A 19,563-nucleotide genomic window follows, 5' to 3' on the forward strand; every position below is an offset into this window, starting at 1 on the left:
CACTTATGACAACTGGTACGTTTGGGCCAGCTCCCGGAACGAACGTACCTGTTGTTCTTCCCAGTGTTTGTCTTTCCCCAATTCTCCCGCCATGATGGCCGCTACTTTCGGCGCAATGCGCACCGCCTCGTCCGAATCCAGGAACAGGGCGCGGGTCCTGCGGGCCAGCACATCTTCCACGGTGAAAGCCATTTCCGTACGTACTGCCCATACCGGCTGGGCATCTGTGATCCCGAGGGATTCGCTCAGCACTTCCTTTCCCAATGCTTTAACGGCAGCCGCATCAGACCCATAATAATATAAGGGGTCATCCTGCCCGATCTTTACCGCCGATCCGTGAACGGGCAGCTCGCGGGTAACGGAAGGTTTATGCGGCCATTGTTTGACCTGCTCCAGTTTGTCCACTACGTCCTCCCCCATTTTCCGGTAGGTCGTCCACTTGCCGCCAAGGATGGTCACAAGGCCGGAAGGCGATACCATGATCTTGTGGTTGCGGGATATTTCCTTTGTTTTTTCGCTTTTCTCCGGCTTGGCCAGTGGCCTTAGCCCGGCCCAGACGCTTTTCACGTCTTTGCGGGATGGCGGGTGCGCGAGGTATTGCTGCGCGGTGGAAAGGATGAAGTTGATCTCTTTTTCCATGGCCACAGGGTCCAGGCTGATCTCCTTTACGGGGTTATCCGTGGTGCCCACCACTATCTTGTTGTGCCAGGGCACGGCGAACAGCACGCGGCCGTCGCTGGTCTTGGGGATCATGAGGGCATTGTCTCCCGGCAGAAAAGAGCGGTCCAGCACCAGGTGCACGCCCTGGCTGGCTACTATGCTGCGTTTGATATCGGGATTGTCCATTTCCAGGATATCGTCCACAAAAACACCTGTGGCATTGATGATCCCTTTGGCTTTGAGTGTGTATTGTTTGCCGGTTTCCACGTCTTCCGCCGTCACAACGGACAGTTGGCCATTGCCGTTTTTCTGCAGGGCTTTTACTTTCATATAATTCAGCGCCACACCGCCCTGTTCGAAGATGGTCTGCATAAGGTTCACCGCCAGCCGGGCGTCATCGAACTGCCCATCATGATACAGGATACCGGCGGACAGCCGGTCTGCTTTCAGGCCGGGCAGTTTTTCCAGTGTTTTCTTCCTGGAGATGTGCACGGAACGGCCAAGGCTGAGCCTTCCCGCCATCCAGTCGTACAGTTTCAGTCCGATGGTATAGTAAATACCTTCCCACCAGCTATAGGCGGGAATGATAAAGGACAGGTTGCGGGAAAGGTGTTTGGCATTCTTCAGCAGCAGGCCTCTTTCTATGCTGGCCTCCCTGACAAGCGCTATATCGCCCTGGGCGAGATAACGGACGCCGCCATGCAGCAGTTTGGTGGCTTTACTCGAGGTAGATTTGGCAAAATCAGATTGCTCCAGCAGCAGTGTCCGGTACCCTCTTGTGGTGGCTTCCAGTGCCGCACCGAGGCCGGTAGCGCCTCCCCCGATAACGATCACATCCCAGTCCTGCTGCCTTTCGATAGTTCCCAGTTGTTCTGAACGGTTCATTGTCTCTTATGTTCAAGCATTATTATACAATATACATCGCATTCCGATACTCGCAAAAATACATGGATTTTTTTGCTATTCACGGGTTATTTGTGTCATATGCATATCCTTAACGGATTGATTACTGGCTAAAAGTCCCAGTTCTTCACGCGTGCGATGGCTTTTTGCCATTTTTCACGCAGCACGGTCTGTCCCGGGGCGGGCGGGTTCGGTTCAAAGACCCTGGCAATGGTGTACTGGGCCCTGACTTCCTCCATCGTCCAGAAATCGGTGGCCAGTCCTGCCAGGTAGGCCACGCCGGTAGCGCTGGCGGGCATTACCTTCGGGCGCATGACGGGATATCCGAGGATATCGGTCTGCATCTGCATGAAAAACTCATACGTGGCAGAAGTTCCGGCAACGCGCAGGGCGGTGATGGCCCGGCCGCTTTCTTTTTCCATGGCCTCGAGTGCATCGGCAATACCGAGCGCTACCCCTTCGAGGGCGGCGCGGGCGATATGGCCGGAGGTGGTGCCCCGGGTGATACCGATGATCATGCCGCGGGCGTAGGGGTCCCAGTACGGTGTTCCCAAACCCGACAAAGCAGGCACAAAAAGCACGCCGCCATTGTCCGGCTCCGTTTGGGCGAGGGCTTCTATCTCGGCTGTTGATTCTATCAGCCCGAGGCCATCGCGGATCCAGCGGAATACGGAGCTGCCGCCGAAAACGCTGCCTTCAAGGGCGTAGGTCACCTCTCCCCCGATGCGCCAGGCTACGGTGGTCAGCAACTGCTGTTCCGGAATGATGGGTTTTGACCCAATATTCATGAGGGCAAAACATCCGCTGCCATAAGTGTTCTTCACCATGCCCGGCTCCAGGCACATCTGCCCGAAAAGGGCGGCCTGCTGGTCACCGGCCATGGCCGCTATGGGAATAACCGCTTCCAGGATAGAAGGTTCGGTTTCCGCAATGATCTCGCTGTTGGAGCAGATATCAGGCAACAGCTGATGCGGGATATTGAAAAGGCGCAGCAGCTCTTCATCCCACTGCAGGGTATGTATATTGAAGAGCATGGTGCGCGAAGCGTTCGTTACATCGGTCACATGCGTTTTACCGGCGGTAAGCTTCCATACCAGCCAGGCATCGATGGTACCGAAAGCCAGTTTGCCCTGTTCCGCGCGAATGCGGCCGTCCTTAATATGATCGAGTATCCAGGATATCTTGCTGGCGGAGAAATAAGCGTCGAGGATGAGACCTGTCTTCCGGCGGATAAGGCTGGAAAAGCCCTGGTACCGGAATTCATCGCAGCGTTTGGATGTGCGGCGGTCCTGCCACTGGATCGCATTATAAACAGGTTCTCCTGAACTGCGGTCCCAGATCACAGTGGTTTCCCGCTGGCTGGCTATGCCAATGCCCGCTATTTCCGCTGCCTGTATCCCTGCACGTCCGATCAGCTCTTCGATGGCGGACAGCATGGTGAACCATATTTCGTTGGGGTCTACTTCTATCCAGCCGGGTTGGGGATAATATTTCTCATATTCTTTCTGCACCTGCATGACCACCTGGCCCTGTCGGGAAAATAAAACAGCGCCTGCTGCACTGGAACCAAGATCGAGGGAGAGGATATATTTCTTTTGACCGTTCATTTGCTGCGACATTTACACATTTTTCAGATCTGCGATGGCCTGCATCAGCTCACCGAGGTATTGATACATGGTTTCGAGATATTCATTGCCAAGCTCCGTGAGCTTGTAATATTTCCGGGGAACACCTTCATCCATCTCCACCCATCGGGAATCCACCAGCTTCTCTTTTTTAAGCCGGCTGAGCAGGGGGTAGATCGTTCCTTCGGCAATATCCATGTCCGCCATCTGCTTGATCTCGCTGATCAGCTCATATCCGTACCGCTCCTTTTTCTGCAGGAGCAGCATAATGATATATTCGAACAGTCCTTTTTTTATCTGGGATTGCCACCGGGTGATGAAATAGGCATTTGGCTTATTCTCCATAAGGGAATTTGGTACATTAAGATGAATAAAAATAAGCAATTAATTCAATTCCGCCGGAAGAATGACAGGACGCAGGTCCCGGCCAATAAGCGTATATACATGTTAGTTAGGATTCCTTATTTTTTGATAAAAATTCTGCTAAAATGAGAATTTATTTAGCAGGAAATACTTATTATTGCACTGTTGTTTTTGTTGACTGTTTAAGCAAATTGTTTACCCGTAAAACCATACTTATGATCCATTCAATTTCCAGTTTCTTTTTTGCGGCCCGGAAGATCCGGAGCCAGTCTGCGGTGATATCTGCGCATATCAGCCGGTAGCCTTTCATTCTACTGATCCCGGTTTTGTTAGCCCGTGAATGGCGTTAGTAAATACATGAAGAAAGGCTGACCGTGATGTGGTCAGCCCTTCAAAAAAAATTATTCCGGATCATGTGATCATTTCAGCAGATGCGGCCTTTCGTTGAAGACCTTCCAGACAAATTCTCCAAACAGCGTATTGGCCCATGCGAACCATGACCGGGTGAATTCTGCGGGATCGTCCTGATGGAAAGATTCATGCATAAAACCTTTGCCGGCATGGCATTTCTGCAAGGTCTGCAGGCATTGACGGATCTCTGCTTCGTTGTTGCTGGTCAGCCCCTGCATGGTAATGCTGATGGGCCAGATGCGGTCTACACCGGTATGCGGACTTCCGATCCCTTTTGCGGCCTTGCCGGAAAAGAAGAAAGGGTTCTCTGAAGAAAGGATCAGTTTGCGGGTGTTCGCATATACCGGATCATTGGGCTTTATGGCGCCGAGATACGGGAGGGACAGCAGACTTGGCACGTTGGCGTCATCCATGAGGTTGAAGCTGCCGAAGCCGTTCACTTCGTATGCATATACCTTTCCGAATTGCGGATGGGTAACTACAGCGTATTGTTTCAATGCGTTCTCCACTTCGGTGGCCAGCGCACGGCATTCGCCGGCGAGGGCGGCGTCTTTCTGCAGCGCCTGCAGCATTTCCGCTGCCTGCCGGAGGCTGATTACTGCAAAGAAGTTGGAGGGAATGAGGAAGTTATAGATGGTGGCATCATCGCTTGGGCGGAACGAAGAACAGATGAGACCTACGGGTTTTACGGGATAACCGTAGCCCGCCAGCGGCACGCCGTCCGTTGCCCAGGAAGTCTTCCGCTGGAAGTGATAAGGGCCGGGGCCGTCTTTCCGTTGCTGTTCCCGGAATGTTTTCAGCGTAAGCGCTATGGATTCTTTCCAGGCGGTATCGAAAGGTGCGGTATCGCCGGTGATCTTCCAGTATTGATAGGCCAGGCGGATCGGGTAACAAAGGGAATCGATCTCCCATTTGCGCTCGTGAATGCCCGGTTTCATGTCGGTAAGGTCCGTGGCCCATTCGCCGCGTTTGTTCTCGTCCTTGTAAAAGGCATTGGCATAAGGATCTTTATGGATGCATTTTACCTGGTGGTTGATCACACCGGCTATCAGATGCTGCAGGTCCTTATCTTCTTTTACCAGCGGCAGGTACGGCGATACCTGTGCGGTGCTGTCACGCAGCCACATGGCATCGATATCTCCGGTGATCACGTAGGTATCCGGGCGGCCGTTCTTCATTTCATATTCAACGGTGGTGTCCAGCGTATTCGGGAAACAGTTCTCGAAAAGCCAGGCCAGTTCCTGGTTGCCGCTTTTGCTTTTTACAGCGGCGATGGCTTTTTCAACAGCTTCGCTGCGGAATTTGCGCTCCGCTGCGGGAATACGCACAACAGGAAAATCAGCAGTGTTTGCCCAGGACAATACCGGGCGCAGGAGTACTGCGGAGGAAAGTAACGCGGATTGTTGCAAGAATTTTCTTCTGATCATAATGTAGACGGAATGCAATGATAAAATACTGTTATAGAAGTGGAAAAAATACGACATTTCAACCACTCCAACAGCATTTTAACAAATAAAATGTACCGGCTACCCTGCTAAAATTTAGCAACAGGAAGGTCCTGCTAAAACGATTTTCACGGGAGATCGCGGCGGAGCGCGACAATTTCCCCGAAGTCTTTCACCTTCGGTTTCAGGAATATCAGCAGCATGCCGACCGCAGCAATGATCACAACAGACATCCAGGCAAAATCCCGTGCCAGATTACCCGCATCGGAAGATCTGCCGAGGAAGTTGGTGATGAATGCACCGGAAAAAACGCCGGCCATATTCATGAGCCCATAAGCCGTAGCTCTGTACCTCGCGGCTACGAACTGGCAAAGGATAGGCATATTGTTCGCATCGAACATACCGAAACCGAAACCGAAGCAAAACGCCGAGGCTACGAGATAGTAAGTGGACTGTTCTACGCCCAGTAAAAACAAAGCGGGTATGGTCAATCCCAGTCCTATGGCGCTGGTAAATATCCGGCCCCTGACGTTGCGCTGCACCCAGCGGTCTGACATAGTACCGCCAACGATGACGCCAATAAACGAGGATATGGCAATAGTGACCGTTGCAATGGGACCGGCTTCGCTCATCGGCACATGCAGGCTGCCCGCAAAAAGTGTCGGCAACCAGTTCTTGATCGCCCATCCCGGCAAACTGGGGATAGCGAAATACAGCAGGATGATCCAGAAGGGAAGTAAAGTGAGCAAGCCCTTCACCCCTTTGAAAAGCGGCACTTTCTCACGACTGCCGCCGTCCGCAACGCCCGGGGCATCCGGACGTTTTTCGCGCAGGAAAAGTATCAGCACAACGGCATACACCACACCAAGCAGACCAATCCAGTGAAAGGTGGCCTGCCAGGAATATGCGGCGGCAATGGTAGCACCAAAACCACCCAGTGCCTGGCCCATGTACAGCCCGGTCATATGCACTCCCACGGCAAGGGAACGGGTTTTTGACCCGTGATAATCCGCAATGAGCGACAAGGCCGCAGGGAGATATAGTGCTTCGCTCACGCCCATTAAAGCCCGGAGCCAGTAAAGCTGTTCAAAGTTCTGCGCAAACCCCATCAGCAGCGTAACGGCAGACCATACAAAGAGGCTGCCTACGATCAGCCATTTGCGGCTCAGCTTGTCCGCGATCATACCGGAAATAGGTGACATGAGGCCGTATATCCACAGGAACACCGCCATTAAACGGCCAAAGTTGGTTGCGCTTTCCAGGGCGCTGATGTCCCCTTCAATGGAAGGCTTCATCGTGGAGAGCATCTGCCGGTCCAGGTAATTGAGCATGGCTACGAACCAGAGCAAAGCAACGACTAACCATGGATAATATTTCTTGTCTTTCATGATCGTGGATCCCTCCATTGATTTATGGCGCAGCAACAGCTGCGGTTAAAACATTAGGCGTTCTTGTACCCGGGCGCACCTCTCCACCGGGAATCACCAGCATGCCGTTCCAGACTACAGCGGGAGCTGTGACCGGCGCCCATATGCTGTTGTTGGGATGTGCAACAGCGTCTTCCTCCATACGGGTATGGACCTTCCCCTGCTGCACCCATTTATTTTCCTCCCGGTCATAGGCGATGATATCATCGGCAAAGCCGGGATGTTTTTCCCGGAGCACAGCCGCACTGTCCGCATCCTCTCCTGTATCTCCGCCAAAGACGGACAGCATATGGCCGTTATACCGGAACGCCGGTGTGGGCGCCGCCACCGCAGCACGGGGCAGGTCCGCACATTTCTCCCATCCGCTGACCGGATGATAGCGGTAGGCATCTTTCAGATAAATTCTTTTTCCCTTCTGCAATTCCGCCCCGCTGAACAGGTAGAATGCGCTATCCAGCGAACCGGCCACCGCCAGCATCCTGGAAGGGCCGGGCCAGGGTGGCAGGGAATGCCAGGCGCGCAACTGTTCCGCTTCCTTCAGGTCCAGCATATAAAAAACCTGCTCCGTTTCCGTGGCATCCGGTGCGCTCAGTCCCCCTGCAATATAAATGCAACTGTCCGTCATCGCGCCGCTTGCATTTGCCAGCGGAACAGGAAGCGGAGGCAGATCGGTTATGGCGATCTCCCCGTTGGCATATCTCAAGAGGAAAGCATCCGGGTAGTGCCCTTCCGCATTGCTGCCGCCGACGCACAAGAGGCCGCCGGCCGTTGTGATGGAAACACCGTAACCCAAAGGCCGGGGCAACTTTCCCGCTACTTTCCAGGGGCCGCCGGGCTGCTCCAGTACAAATACCTGGTCATACCAGGTTTTCTTTCCGCCATTCCAGGGCGTTCCTCCGTCCGGGAAATTGGCCCCTCCGGCCACGATCAGCGCATTATTCGAAATACCTGCAAACGATCCTGCAAAACCGGTGCTATCCGGTACAGGAGGCAAAGTACCCCAGTGATACTTTGCCTCCGTATGCGTCATACAACTCTCCAACATACACAAGGATGAAAAAATCAATATTAAAAAAGATATCTGCTTCACGAAAACTTTATAAATTAAATAATGCAGTGATCTCCGTTTCACTCAGTGCCTTCCTGTAAATGATCACATCATCTATATTACCATTAAAGAAAGAGGAGTTGGACGTTGCGCCCTCCTGAAACCCGATCTTGAAATCCTGCCCGTTGGATACCGTCTTCAGGTTGCTGGCATTGGCTGAACCCATCAGTTGCCCGTCAATATATACGGAAGTGGTCTGGCCCTGTCTTACACAAACCATGTGATGCCAGGCATTATCGGACACTTTTGCCGGCGCGCCCAGATTCACAAAAGCCGATCCCGTGTTATCCTCCACATTGAACCTTGTCTGGCGACTTGTGGTATTGTCCCCTATTCGCAGCCAGGTTTGATTGTCGTTCATTCCGTTTTTCCCGGATTCCTGCCAGATCATCATCTTGCTGGTCAGCGATGTTTTTACCCAACAGGAAATGGAATAATTCTCCGTTCCGAAATTCGTAGCGGCATCATCGGCTACCAGTACACCGGTTGCTCCGCTGAAGACGCCGGTATTGCCCTGTTTCCCGAAACGGTCTGCCCCGCTGTAAGTCACACCTCCGCCAATGGTACTGGTAGAAAGACCGTTGGGGCCCGCATCGGCTATGTTGCTGTTAAAGGGAAAGAACGCGGCAAGGTCCGCACCCGGTATAACGAGAATGTAATCTTCCACGGTTTTGACGGCAGTATTCGCCGGATTGGCGATCTCCAGGGTCACTTTGTACCGCCCCGCCGTATTGAAGGTCTGTACCGGGTGCTGGCCGGTCAATGTATAATTCTCCGGGCCTTCGATCGTCCATTCCCAGCTGTTGATGTTGCCGATGGAAATATCTTTGAACTGAATGGAACCGCCGGTGTAGGTGGCTGACTGTTCCGCGGTGAAATCAGCGCTGAGGGAACTGGCATCCAGTATCCGGATAAAATTGTTCTTCGTCACCTGGTCTGAATACTTGTCATTGGCAGCCGTAAGGCTGACGTTATAGTAGCCTGTATCGGTGAATGTAATGGCTGGATTACGTTCCGTGGAAGTAATAGCAGCACCGCCGCTTACCGGCACAAATTCCCATTGCCAGGACACCGGCCCGCCGCTGCTGGAATCCTTGAAAGTAACTGCTTCCCCGTTGAAGACAACATCCGCCGCCGTAGAAAAGTCCGCCTTCACCCGGTTATAATCGACGTTGATGTATTCTTTCAAGGTGTGCACTTTCTGCGTATGGCTGTTCATTACTTCCAGTGTTACTTCGTAAATACCCGGCGTGCTGTACACCACTGTCGGACTGGATAAAGCGGAAGATTCCGGCGCACCGCCTTCGAACGTCCACTTCCATTTTGTAACATATCCCGCGGTCAGATCTTTAAAGACGATGCTGTCCCCGGCGCTGATCTCCACTTTCTCCGCTTCAAAGATCACTTCCCCGATAGCGGCATCTGCAGAAGTCTTATCCTTCCTGCAGGAAAAATGGATCATGTTCAACAGGCATACGAGAATACAAAAAAATCTTTTCATCCGTTTAAGTTTTAATTTTTACGGGCCGGATGGAGCCTCAGATGTTTGGCATAATCATTTTCCGTGTGTTTAATGATTATGCCAAACATGCCGGATTCATCCGTTTAAGTTTTAATTTTTACGGGCCGGATGGAGCCTTTGTGCCGGCTTCATCCGTTATAATTTTTAATGGTGAGCAACCGGATGAAAACAACCGGTCAATTCACCGTTTATTGCTTCAGACTTGCATATTGCTTGTAACGGTTCCATTGGCCGGTGTCAGCCCTGATGAAGCGGCCTCCAGCACATTCCTGAAATCTATGGCATCCAGGTAGCTGCTGATGTCCTGTTGCTCGGCGGCAGACAGGTTCGTCAGTGGCAGGCGGCAGGGGCCGAGGTCCATGCCCAGTATTTTCATGATACTTTTTTGTGTGGGTATGGGTGCGTACCTGGAAAGGCACTGGATCATTCTTACAGCATGGAACTGCATCTGGCGCGCTTCTGCGATCTTCCCCTGCCGGAAATATTCCATCACCCGGAGATACAGCGGCGCCGCAAAGGTATAGGTGCTGCCGATAGCGCCTTCCGCGCCTACTGCCAATGCCGGCAGCAGCAGTTCATCATATCCGTACAGGATGTCGAACTTGCCGTCTTTGTAGTTCAGGCATGCCTGGTATTCATGCAGGGTAGAAGCGGTATATTTGATACCGGCCAGGTTGGGTATCTGTTCTTCGCCAAGCCTTAAAAATTCCAGCAGATCGATTGCTACGCCGGTAATGACGGGGATATGATAGTAGTAGAAGGGTATTTCCGGGGCTGCCGATGCGATCTCCGCCATGCAATCCACCAGGTTCTCCACAGAACGCGGTTTGAAATAAAAGGCCGCAACCGCGGAAATGGCGTCCGCACCGATCTTTTGCGCATGTGCCGCCAGCTTCCTCGCTTCTGTAATGGAGGGATGGCCCACATGCACCAGCACCAGGCAACGCTTGTTCACCACTTTTATAAATTCTTCAGCGATCTGCATCCGCTCCTCTATCGTAAGATTGGGACCTTCGCCATTGGTGCCGCAGATAAAAACGCCTTTAACCCCGTCCTGCAGGAGCTTTTCCACCAACGCGGGGATGAGGGCCAGATTCAATTTACCGTCTTCATTAAATGTGCTGAATGTCGCAGCTATCAATCCTTTAATACGCATTGTCTTCATGTTTATTTTCTATTTTTTTAGTAACTGCCCGACGTTGAATTTCTTCAGCACGAGACTGTAGTTGAATCCTTTGTTGCCATTGGTATTGGTCTCATATAAACAATATACCTGCCCGTTCTTCCCCACGGCCACATCACTGTAACCGGAGGCGCCGCTATCCAGCACCATCTGCGCCGGCCAGGTTTCGCCATTGTCGAAAGAGAGTTTGGCGGTGAGATTTTTCCGCGGGGTTTTCTCGATGTCCCGGCTATCCGGATTAATGAACAGCAAAGCCTGCTGCCCTTTTTTGCCGGCCGGTACACTGATGATGCTGGCCATGCATACCGGATCAAAAAGTTCCTCTTCGAACCTTGCAGGGCTCCAGTTGCTGATCCCGTCGCTGCTGGTGCTGAAGGCCCTTCTTTTTACCGGCGAGGGATTACGGATGCTGAGCAGCACTCTGCCGTCCGGCAGCTGCACGGGCATGCTTTCATTGGGATTCGCGATCTCGGGGGAATTGTCCGCTACCATTTCACCCAGCTTCCAGGTCTTTCCCAGATCATCGCTGTAGATGGTTGTTACACAGGACGGATGATGGCTTCTCCTTGGTGTGAGCTTGGCGGAATTTGCCAGCCATACGGCGGACAACAGTCTACCGTTCTGCAGCTGAATGCCATGACCAGGACCGGGGGCCAGCACCTTCCAGTCGTACCGCGGCCTGAAATCTTCGTACACCTGGGTAATATTGACCGGGGCAGACCAGGTAAGGCCGTCATCGGTGGAAAAGGTGTAAAACGCTTCATTATAATCCTTCTGGTACAGCAGGTGTACGGTTCCCCTGTCATCAACGATCGGCACAGGATTACCCACGGGGGCTTTCTTGTTGCTGTCGATGATCACGATGTTGCTCCAGGTTTTCCCATCATCCGTGCTCCGGCGCATAACGAGGTTCATATCCGCCCAGTCGCTCGCGCTGCCGATCCGGCCTTCGCAAAACGCCAGCAGGGATTGTTTTTTTGTCATCACCAGCGCGGGTATCCTTGCGGAGGCGTACACACTGTCCGGCTCAAAGACCACCACGCTTTCTTCCGCAGTACTGCCGGCCGCATGCTTTGTGGATTGGCATGCCTGCCCGATCAATGCTGCGGCAAAAAAGAATAACGCTAAAAATTTCTTGTGCTCCATGTCCATGCTCTTTTTATTTGATATCAGTGATCGCTACGGATTTAAAGGCGATGCCTCCATTATAATGCCCTACGCCTGCTTCATAGAATAATCCTACTTTTTCGTCGGACAGCAATACCAGGTCTGAATACGCGGAAGGGCCGTTGAACACCTGTTTCTTTTTGCTCCAGGTCAGCCCTTCATCCATGCTCAATTTGATGGTCATACTGGTACGGGTGGTGCTGGCAGGATTGGAAAAGAACAGCATGAACGTTCCATTGATGGTGGCGTTCAGCAAGCTGCCCTGGCAAACGGGGTCTGTCAGCGAAGGCTCCTGTACGGGTGGTGTCCAGGTCATACCGCCATCTGTGCTCGTGCTGGATAAACGCTGATTGTTATTGTTGCCTACCCGCATGTTCAATATCAATTTACCGCCGGGAAGCTCCGCAATGGTGCTTTCATTGGGGTTCAGGCCGGGCACTACCGGAACAATACCGCCCAGTTCCCAGGATGCACCGGCATCGTCAGAATAGATGATATGCGAGTTACCCCTTCTCCCCGCTCCTACCTCAATATAATCACAAGGCACGATCATCCTGTTCTTATGCGGACCTTCGGCAACCTGGATACCGTGACAGGGGCCGGTGGCATACCATCCCCAGTTGGATTGTTTCACGGTGGAAGTGATCTCTTTGGGCGCATCCCAGCTCAGCCCATCATCCGAAGAAGCGGTCAGGTACACCCGTCGCGTATCAACGCTGGTGCCGGCGTTGATCTTTCCGATATCATCCTCACCCTTGTTCCAGGTCATCAGCAGATGGATCTTGCCGGTAGCCTGGTCGATCACCGGAGAGGGATTGCCGCAGGTGTTCTCCCCATCGCTCCATACAACGCTGAGTTTGCTCCAGGTCTTCCCGGTATCAGCGGAGCGTTTCAGCACCAGGTCTATATCACCTTCGTCACTGCAATCATTCTTTCTTCCTTCCGCAAAAGCCAGCAGTGTGCCGGACTTCGTCATCACGATAGCCGGGATGCGGAAGCAGCTGTAGCCCTCCGTTCCTTTCTGAAAAACGTGGGGCAACACCGAGCCGGGCGCCTCCAGTTTGGGAAAAATACGTTCATTATTATCATCATTGCATGCGCTGGCAGCATGAAAGATCAGTAAAAGAGAAATGAGTTTTTTTATACCGGATTGCTTCATGATTACTTTCTTTTTTTAGTACCCGTCCGTTTGGCCGATGTTCGGGTTATTCGCAAATACAGTGGTGTTCAGAGGCCAGAACAGCGGTGTGGTCTTTCCCGCCAGGTTGGGCACATAGGTGTACACATCGATGGTGCCGCCCAGGTGGAACCGTACCAGGTCGAACCAGCGCTTGTTCTCAAAGAACAGTTCGCGGCCGCGTTCGTTCAGTATTTCTCTTTCCACATCAGCTTTATTCATAGAGCCGGTGTAAGCGCCTGTTTCCGCGCGATCCCTTACTTTATCCAGGTATTCCACGCTATTGGGGATATCGGACATTGCAGCATAGGCTTCTGCTTTCATCAGGTACACATCCGCCAGGCGGTAAAGGATCAGGTCATTGTCCGGTATCCGGTCATCTGCATATTTGGTGCCGGGGTATTTGGTGATCCAGGAAACTTTAGGGCCGGTGGCCTGCATTTCCAACACCCAGGTGCCGGGAATACGTTTGTCCGCCGGGTTAGTGAATAATGATCTGGACAGCGGACTGATCTGGTAAGCGCCCTGCCCGTTACCTGAGGAAACCGCATACGGGATCTGGTCCAGGTTCAGCGCTCCCTGAACGATGGACAGGAAGGGCAGTGCATTTTTCGCGTAGTTGCCGCCCGGAGTTTCATCCCGCTGATAATAGGCCGCCATCAGCACTTCTTTGTTGCCTGCCGCCCTTACACCGGATACATCAGTAAAATCATCATTAAGGTCCAGGCCGGTAGCTTCGATCTCGTTGATCGCCGTTATCGCCTTTTCAAGATCGGCATTTCCGCCGCCCAGCACTTTCGCGCTCCACAGCAAAGCATCCGCCTTCAATGCCTGTACCGAGCCATAGGCAAAACGGTATTTCGAGGGATAACTGCTTTTCGAGAACTGGGTCATTGATGTGAACTGTGCTATCGATGCATCCAGGTCAAGCTGAATCTGTTCCATCACATCGGCGGCCGGTGAGCGGGAAAGCAACGGCACATTTTCATCCACTACCGCCTCCAGCATGATCGGTGCATCACCAATGACCCTGATCAGATGGAAGTAAAAGAATGCCCTCAGTGCATAGGCTTCTGCCAATATCTTCTTTTTCAGATCGGGATTGGAACTGAAAGAAAAGTCCTGGATCTTGTCCAGCAGCAGGTTGCAATGCCCGATACCGCGATACCATTCCGCATAGTTAATAGCACCTGATGAAGGAGACAACGTATGCGACCAGGCTACGGTGAACCTGGAATTGGAGGCGGAGATCAATTCTTCCCCTCTTTCCGTTCCATATGTTACGTTGTTGGCAAGACTGCGCAATACAGTGTAAATGCCCACCACGTTCGGTTCAAAATCGCTTTCATTCTTGAAAAAAACCTGCTCTGTGATGCTGGACTGCGGTTTGACATCCAGTATGGCATCACATCCGGAGATGACAGATGCCGAAAAGGCCACCATCAATATATTTAAAAAAAGACGCTTCATATCGCTTCTGTTTTAATAACCAAAATTCTAGAACTTCAAATTTGCACCCAGGGAATACTGGCGGGGCCTGGGATATCCACCCGGATCAAAACCGCTGTAGATCTCCGGGTTAAGCCCCTGGTATGCCGTAAGGAAGCCTACGTTGTAAACGCTGGCAAACACATTCAGCCCCGTGGCCCTGAACTTGCTGGTAATGGCGGAAGGAAAATCGTATGACAGCGTGATCTCGCGCAGTGCCAGGAAGTCGCCTTTTTCGAACATCACGGATACATCGGAATTGTAGCTGCTGTTATTGCCCAGAGAACCGTTGCGCAGGTAGTTCCGTTGCCCGAAATCATAGTCCGCAAAAGAGAAACGCGCGTACTTTTTACCCTGATCTCCCTGATTCTTCCATACATCCGAACCTAAAGCCTGGGAAGGTGCGCCTTCGTTGAAAGCCCTGCCCTGCCCCATAGAACGGGCCAGCGCGCCATTACTGATCAGGTGGCCAAGCGCATAATCCGCATTCACACGCAGCGAAAATCCCTTGTAGGTGAAGGTGTTCTGGATACCGCCCATTTTATCAGGGTTCCGGTAGCCCATGAATACCTGGTCTTTCGAATCGATCACCCCATCGTTATTAACATCTTCGAAGATGAAGTCGCCCCCTTTCTTGCCAACGATGATACCTTGCGGAGAAGCCAGGTTATCCTTGATGCGGGAGTTCCACTCCGCCGCTTCTTCATCCGAGGCAAATACCCCGAGCACATTATAAGCATAGATGGCATAAGGGCGTTCCCCTTCGGCAAGGCCACCCGCTTCCATTTCTTTCCCGGTATTTTTGTCAAAAACAATATCCCCGCCCTGGCGGTTCTTTAAACGGCCGTTGTCAGGCAGTTTGGTGATCGTTGTTCTGTTAAAGGCAAATGAGAAATTGGCATGCCAGTTAAAGGAAGCGGTCTGTACCACCGTTCCGCCGATCGCCACTTCAATGCCGCGGTTCTGCAACTCTCCGTTGTTATACGCGATGGAGGTAAACGGTGATTCCGAGGGAAGCGGCTTGGATGTCAGCCGGTCTTTGGTGAGTTTGTTATAATAATCAACGGACAGGTTGATCCTGTTCCGGAAGAAAGATGCATCCACCGCCAGGTCCGTAGTAACGGTGGATTCCCATACCAGGTTGGGGTTGGACAACCCGGAACGGAGGATGCCCGCATACATGCCGTAGCTCACTGCGGAGTACCGGCCGTAGGTATCAGCGAGACTGAGGCCGCTCAGGCCCGCGGCGCCCCAGCTGCCCCGGAGCTTCAGGCCGCTCACCACATTATTGGGCTTCCAGAAATCTTCCCGGTCGATATTCCAGCCTGCGGACAGTGAAGGGAAGAAGGCATATTTATTATCAGGCGCAAAATTGGAGAAGCCATCATAACGCAGTGAACCACCAAGCAGGTACTTCATTTTATAATCGTAGCTGAACTGGCCGAACATACTGGCAGATCTTGTTTCTCCGAGGTTGGTCGCAAAATCCACCACATTGCTGAATACAGATCCGTTGATATTGGTGGTAGTGGGTTCATCGATCGTGAAGATGTAGTCGTTGGTGGCCCGTTGGGAGCCCATATCTTTTACGTGGTTGGTATTTCTGGTGTAATTCACACCCGCAAGCACGGAGAAGTTGTGGTCTTTCTGCACGCTGAAATCATACTGCAGCACCTGGTCTATCATCAGTTGGCGGGAGTTGTTGGTGTAGTCATCTTTCCAACGCTGCATGGAAGGTTGTATCTCGTCCTGCGGCGTGGCTTTTCTCATGAACAGCTCCGTATAATCATCGATCACATAGGAAAGGGAAGGTTTGAAATGCAGCCCTTTGATGATCTTCAGGTCCGCCGCTACCCGGGTGACCATCCTTTCGGTGCTGGTCCTCATTTCGTCATATTTCAGGGTGTGGAAGCGGTTCCTTACAGTGTACAACTCTCCCGGCGCCGGATTGCCGTCATCCTTGAATATCCTGATCAGTGGCGTAATACGGACGCCCCTTACCAGGTCATTCTGGTAGGCATCAACATAGTTGGGCTTCACCTGCTGGTAGTTCACCATGAAATCCAGCTTGAGGTTTTCGGAAGCCTGGTAACCGAAGTTGCCGAGTGCATTGTAACGTTTGTAGGCCGTTCCCACCAGGATGCCTTTCTGGTCAGTGTACCCCATGGAAAAGTTATAATCCGCTTTATCCGTACCACCGCTGAGCGTAACGTTCTCCGTGTTGCTGACACCGGTTTTCCAGAGCATGTCCTGATAATTGTTATCCGCATACAACAGCTTGGTACCGGGATTGATGGGATCGTCCATTACCCGCCATCCGTTGGCGAGGAGATTGTTGACATAATCGGCCCCTTCCACCTGCATGATGTTATCGTACAGGGCCGTGAGATATACGTTTTTCCCGTAGTCGCCCGGCCTGGTGTAGATGCGGGTGCCGGCGGAAAAACCGCCGTTGTAGAGCAGATTGTTCTTGTCGATATTATCGGAAGTGTTGGCCACGGTGATACGTGCCAGACGGAGGTATTCCTCGGCGGACAGGTAGTCGTAGTCCCGGGCCTGTGTTTCCCAGGTGGTCCTGTGGCTGAGTGTGATGCTGGACCGGGAGTTCAGCTTACCTCTTTTTGTTTTGATGACGATAACGCCGTTGGCGCCGCGCGCGCCATAGATAGCGGTAGAAGCCGCATCTTTCATGACCTGCATGGATTCGATATCATCCGGGTTCACGTCGTTGATCGATCTGAACACGCCATCCACGACCACGAGCGGATTGCTCCCCTCAGAAGCGCCTACGGAGGCGCCGTTGTTATTGCCCAGGCCGGAACCATACACATTCGGTTTGGTACCGCCGCGGATAATGATATTGGTAGCGCCGATGCCCGGCTGGCCCTGTGTAATGGGAATGGACACGCCCGCAACTTTCCCCTGCAGTGCCTGCACGGGGTTAGGATTGGGATTGTTCTTCAGCTCCGCCACATCCAGCCTGGAAATGGCTGCGGTGTTCTTTTTGGTAGATTGTTCCGTGTACCCCACGATCAGCACTTCCCCCAGTTCGGAGAACGATTCGGACAGCACGATGTTATGCTCCGCCACTTTGTTGACAGGGATTTCTTTTGTGGCATAGTTCATCATTCTGACCTGCAGGACCTCATTCCCGGTAGCTACCTGCAGGCTGAACCTCCCTTCAGAATTGGTGACCGTCCCCTTGGTGGGATTGCCTTTGACGGAGATGCTCACGCCGATCAGGGGTTCATTGTTAGCCGAGTCCCGCACACTCCCGCGGACAGTAAATCCCGGGGTCTGGCTGTAGCATTCATGCATTCCGAAGAGGAATAGAAAGAAGCAACAAAATCTAAATAATGTCATCTCAGTATGTTTATAAATGAAAATATCAGCGATGGATTGTTTTTCGTTTTATGCAGCGGATGTTGGTGTTTATCCGCGGTTGAGCGATAGTATGTTATGGTTCCGGGTTGCCGTTGAGCATCCAGGGCAGATTGAATTTGTGAAATTCTATGGAACGATGGCTGGTGCTGTTGTTGCCGGTATCTTCATTGATCTCGATCAGTGCGCCGACGTGATAGTCCGCCGTTTTGATCATGCTGGAGTATCCGCCTTTGCCCTGCGCCTGTGCCTGTGCTTCGGTCAGCCAGTCGTATATCCGGCGGCTGATGGGCCAGGTCTGTCCGTTATCATAGCTGATGCGTACTCTCATTTTCCCGCGGGTGACGGTGCTGGCGGAATTGAGGAAAACGATGCGGTTCGGGCTGTCGGTATTATACCGGAGGATGGAGCCCTGGCATTTAGGGTCCAGCAATGTGCCGTCTGAGGTGAAGCTGGAGAAACCGCCTTCGATGGTGCCGGTGGAGATCCTTCTGCGTTTGGACGCTTCCCACTGGCTGGTAGTAGGGCGGTCGTTACGCATCAGTGTACCGTTCATGCGTTCTATGATGGTGCCTTCATCCGTTCCGCCGGGGATCAGCTGATATTGCCAGGTAGCGCCGTGATCGTCGCTATAGATATTTCGTCTGAGCGCCGGGATGATGAGCCTTCCCGGGTTGTTGAACTGTGTGACGATGCCGATGCCCGGGCCCATCGCGTCCCAGGCATAGCCCGGAGGAAGAAGGGTGGATGTTCTGTCAACCGGGGCAGACCAGGTGGCGCCGTGGTCGTCGCTATAGCAGGAATATACTTTTCTGTCTCCCCAGCTATCTATTGTGCTCATGGAGGTGTGGGTGCCGTCGTTCCAGGAGAGGAATACCCATACCCTTCCGTTGGAGCCCTGGGCAGGGTCGTACACGGAAGTAGGGTTTCCCCAGGTACCGTTCCCGGAAGCTGCGATCTCTCCCATCTGCGTCCAGGTGGCGCCATTGTCGAATGAGCGTTTGAACACGACGTTGATGTCTCCCCAGTCGGAGTTATTCCAGCGCCGGCATTCGCACATGGCGATGAGGGTACCGTTCCTGGTTTTAACGATGGAAGGTATTCTGAAGGAATGCTGGCCGGAGGGGCCGCCGTCGAACAGTTTCAGATAAGAATGGGATTGGGGTGCTGCGGCAGCCGCTACTACAGACATACTTTCATCTTCCAGGCCGATCCGGGTATTTTGCTCGAGCTTTTTAGTGCAGGCGGGAAGCAGGAATAAAGCTGCTGCCAGCAGGGAGCAGCCCGCTGTTGATTGGTATGTGAATTTCATAACGGAAGAATTATGATAATTAGTAGTTATGTTCTACATAACAAATGTAGGTATTGTTTCTAAAAATCAAAAGTTTTAGGTGTTTTTTATTTGGAGGGGGATGGAGATGCGGCGGTGGAGGTTGATGTGGATATGGGTGGCTGTGGATGGATAACCGTGTTCGGTTACAGCATAACGGCCGCGCAAAAAATGAAACAACCGGAAGCAGCTATTAGGACCGAAATAGAAAAATGTGTGGAGCCGCCGCTTCATTCTCTACTGTCCTATCGAAGCTTACCTTCTATTACTTTTCGGATTAGCGGGATTTATAAGCCCCGGTTTTTGTCAATTTTATTTTAAGGGTATAGCCTTAAAATAAATATTGATATTTAAGGCTATTACCTTATATTTG

13 protein-coding genes are annotated in these 19,563 nt (G+C 52.3%); all 13 read right to left on the bottom strand.

Going from position 1 to position 19,563, the window contains the following annotated elements; genetic code table 11:
- Positions 1-3: 3 nt before the first annotated feature.
- Positions 4-1,545 carry a glycerol-3-phosphate dehydrogenase/oxidase gene (locus tag FW415_RS22755; protein ID WP_148389407.1) on the bottom strand — a complete coding sequence of 514 codons (1,542 nt, stop codon included), beginning with the start codon at positions 1,543-1,545 and terminating at the stop codon, positions 4-6.
- A 128-nt stretch (positions 1,546-1,673) separates the two neighbouring features.
- A complete protein-coding gene (gene glpK, locus FW415_RS22760; RefSeq protein WP_246858838.1) occupies positions 1,674-3,182 on the bottom strand; it encodes a glycerol kinase GlpK in 1,509 nt (502 codons plus the stop codon).
- Positions 3,183-3,533 carry a PadR family transcriptional regulator gene (locus FW415_RS22765; RefSeq protein WP_148389408.1) on the bottom strand — a complete coding sequence of 117 codons (351 nt, stop codon included), beginning with the start codon at positions 3,531-3,533 and terminating at the stop codon, positions 3,183-3,185. It abuts the gene before it with no gap.
- Between the two features lie 437 nt (positions 3,534-3,970).
- Positions 3,971-5,389: a glycoside hydrolase family 125 protein gene (locus FW415_RS22770; protein WP_148389409.1), complete on the bottom strand. Its 1,419-nt coding sequence runs from the start codon at positions 5,387-5,389 to the stop codon at positions 3,971-3,973.
- Between the two features lie 146 nt (positions 5,390-5,535).
- Complete coding sequence (locus tag FW415_RS22775; protein WP_246858839.1) at positions 5,536-6,813, bottom strand: MFS transporter; 1,278 nt, start codon at positions 6,811-6,813, stop codon at positions 5,536-5,538.
- Positions 6,814-6,817: 4 nt separating this feature from the next.
- Positions 6,818-7,879 carry a galactose oxidase gene (locus FW415_RS22780; RefSeq protein ID WP_246858840.1) on the bottom strand — a complete coding sequence of 354 codons (1,062 nt, stop codon included), beginning with the start codon at positions 7,877-7,879 and terminating at the stop codon, positions 6,818-6,820.
- 52 nt (positions 7,880-7,931) lie between these two features.
- Positions 7,932-9,443, bottom strand: a complete 1,512-nt coding sequence (locus tag FW415_RS22785) for a LamG domain-containing protein (RefSeq protein WP_148389410.1) — start codon at positions 9,441-9,443, stop codon at positions 7,932-7,934.
- A gap of 217 nt (positions 9,444-9,660) precedes the next feature.
- The gene (locus FW415_RS22790) at positions 9,661-10,629 is read right to left on the bottom strand and encodes a dihydrodipicolinate synthase family protein (protein ID WP_246858841.1); all 969 of its coding nucleotides are present in this window, start codon (positions 10,627-10,629) and stop codon (positions 9,661-9,663) included.
- Between the two features lie 9 nt (positions 10,630-10,638).
- On the bottom strand, positions 10,639-11,793 hold the full coding sequence (locus FW415_RS22795; protein WP_148389411.1) for an exo-alpha-sialidase: 1,155 nt from the start codon (positions 11,791-11,793) through the stop codon (positions 10,639-10,641).
- A gap of 13 nt (positions 11,794-11,806) precedes the next feature.
- Positions 11,807-12,973: an exo-alpha-sialidase gene (locus FW415_RS22800; protein WP_148389412.1), complete on the bottom strand. Its 1,167-nt coding sequence runs from the start codon at positions 12,971-12,973 to the stop codon at positions 11,807-11,809.
- A gap of 15 nt (positions 12,974-12,988) precedes the next feature.
- The gene (locus FW415_RS22805) at positions 12,989-14,461 is read right to left on the bottom strand and encodes a RagB/SusD family nutrient uptake outer membrane protein (protein ID WP_148389413.1); all 1,473 of its coding nucleotides are present in this window, start codon (positions 14,459-14,461) and stop codon (positions 12,989-12,991) included.
- A gap of 27 nt (positions 14,462-14,488) precedes the next feature.
- On the bottom strand, positions 14,489-17,797 hold the full coding sequence (locus FW415_RS22810) for a SusC/RagA family TonB-linked outer membrane protein (RefSeq protein WP_246858842.1): 3,309 nt from the start codon (positions 17,795-17,797) through the stop codon (positions 14,489-14,491).
- 139 nt (positions 17,798-17,936) lie between these two features.
- Complete coding sequence (locus tag FW415_RS22815) at positions 17,937-19,172, bottom strand: exo-alpha-sialidase (protein ID WP_148389415.1); 1,236 nt, start codon at positions 19,170-19,172, stop codon at positions 17,937-17,939.
- Positions 19,173-19,563 lie beyond the last annotated feature (391 nt).

The organism is Chitinophaga sp. XS-30, assembly GCF_008086345.1.
GTDB lineage: Bacteria > Bacteroidota > Bacteroidia > Chitinophagales > Chitinophagaceae > Chitinophaga.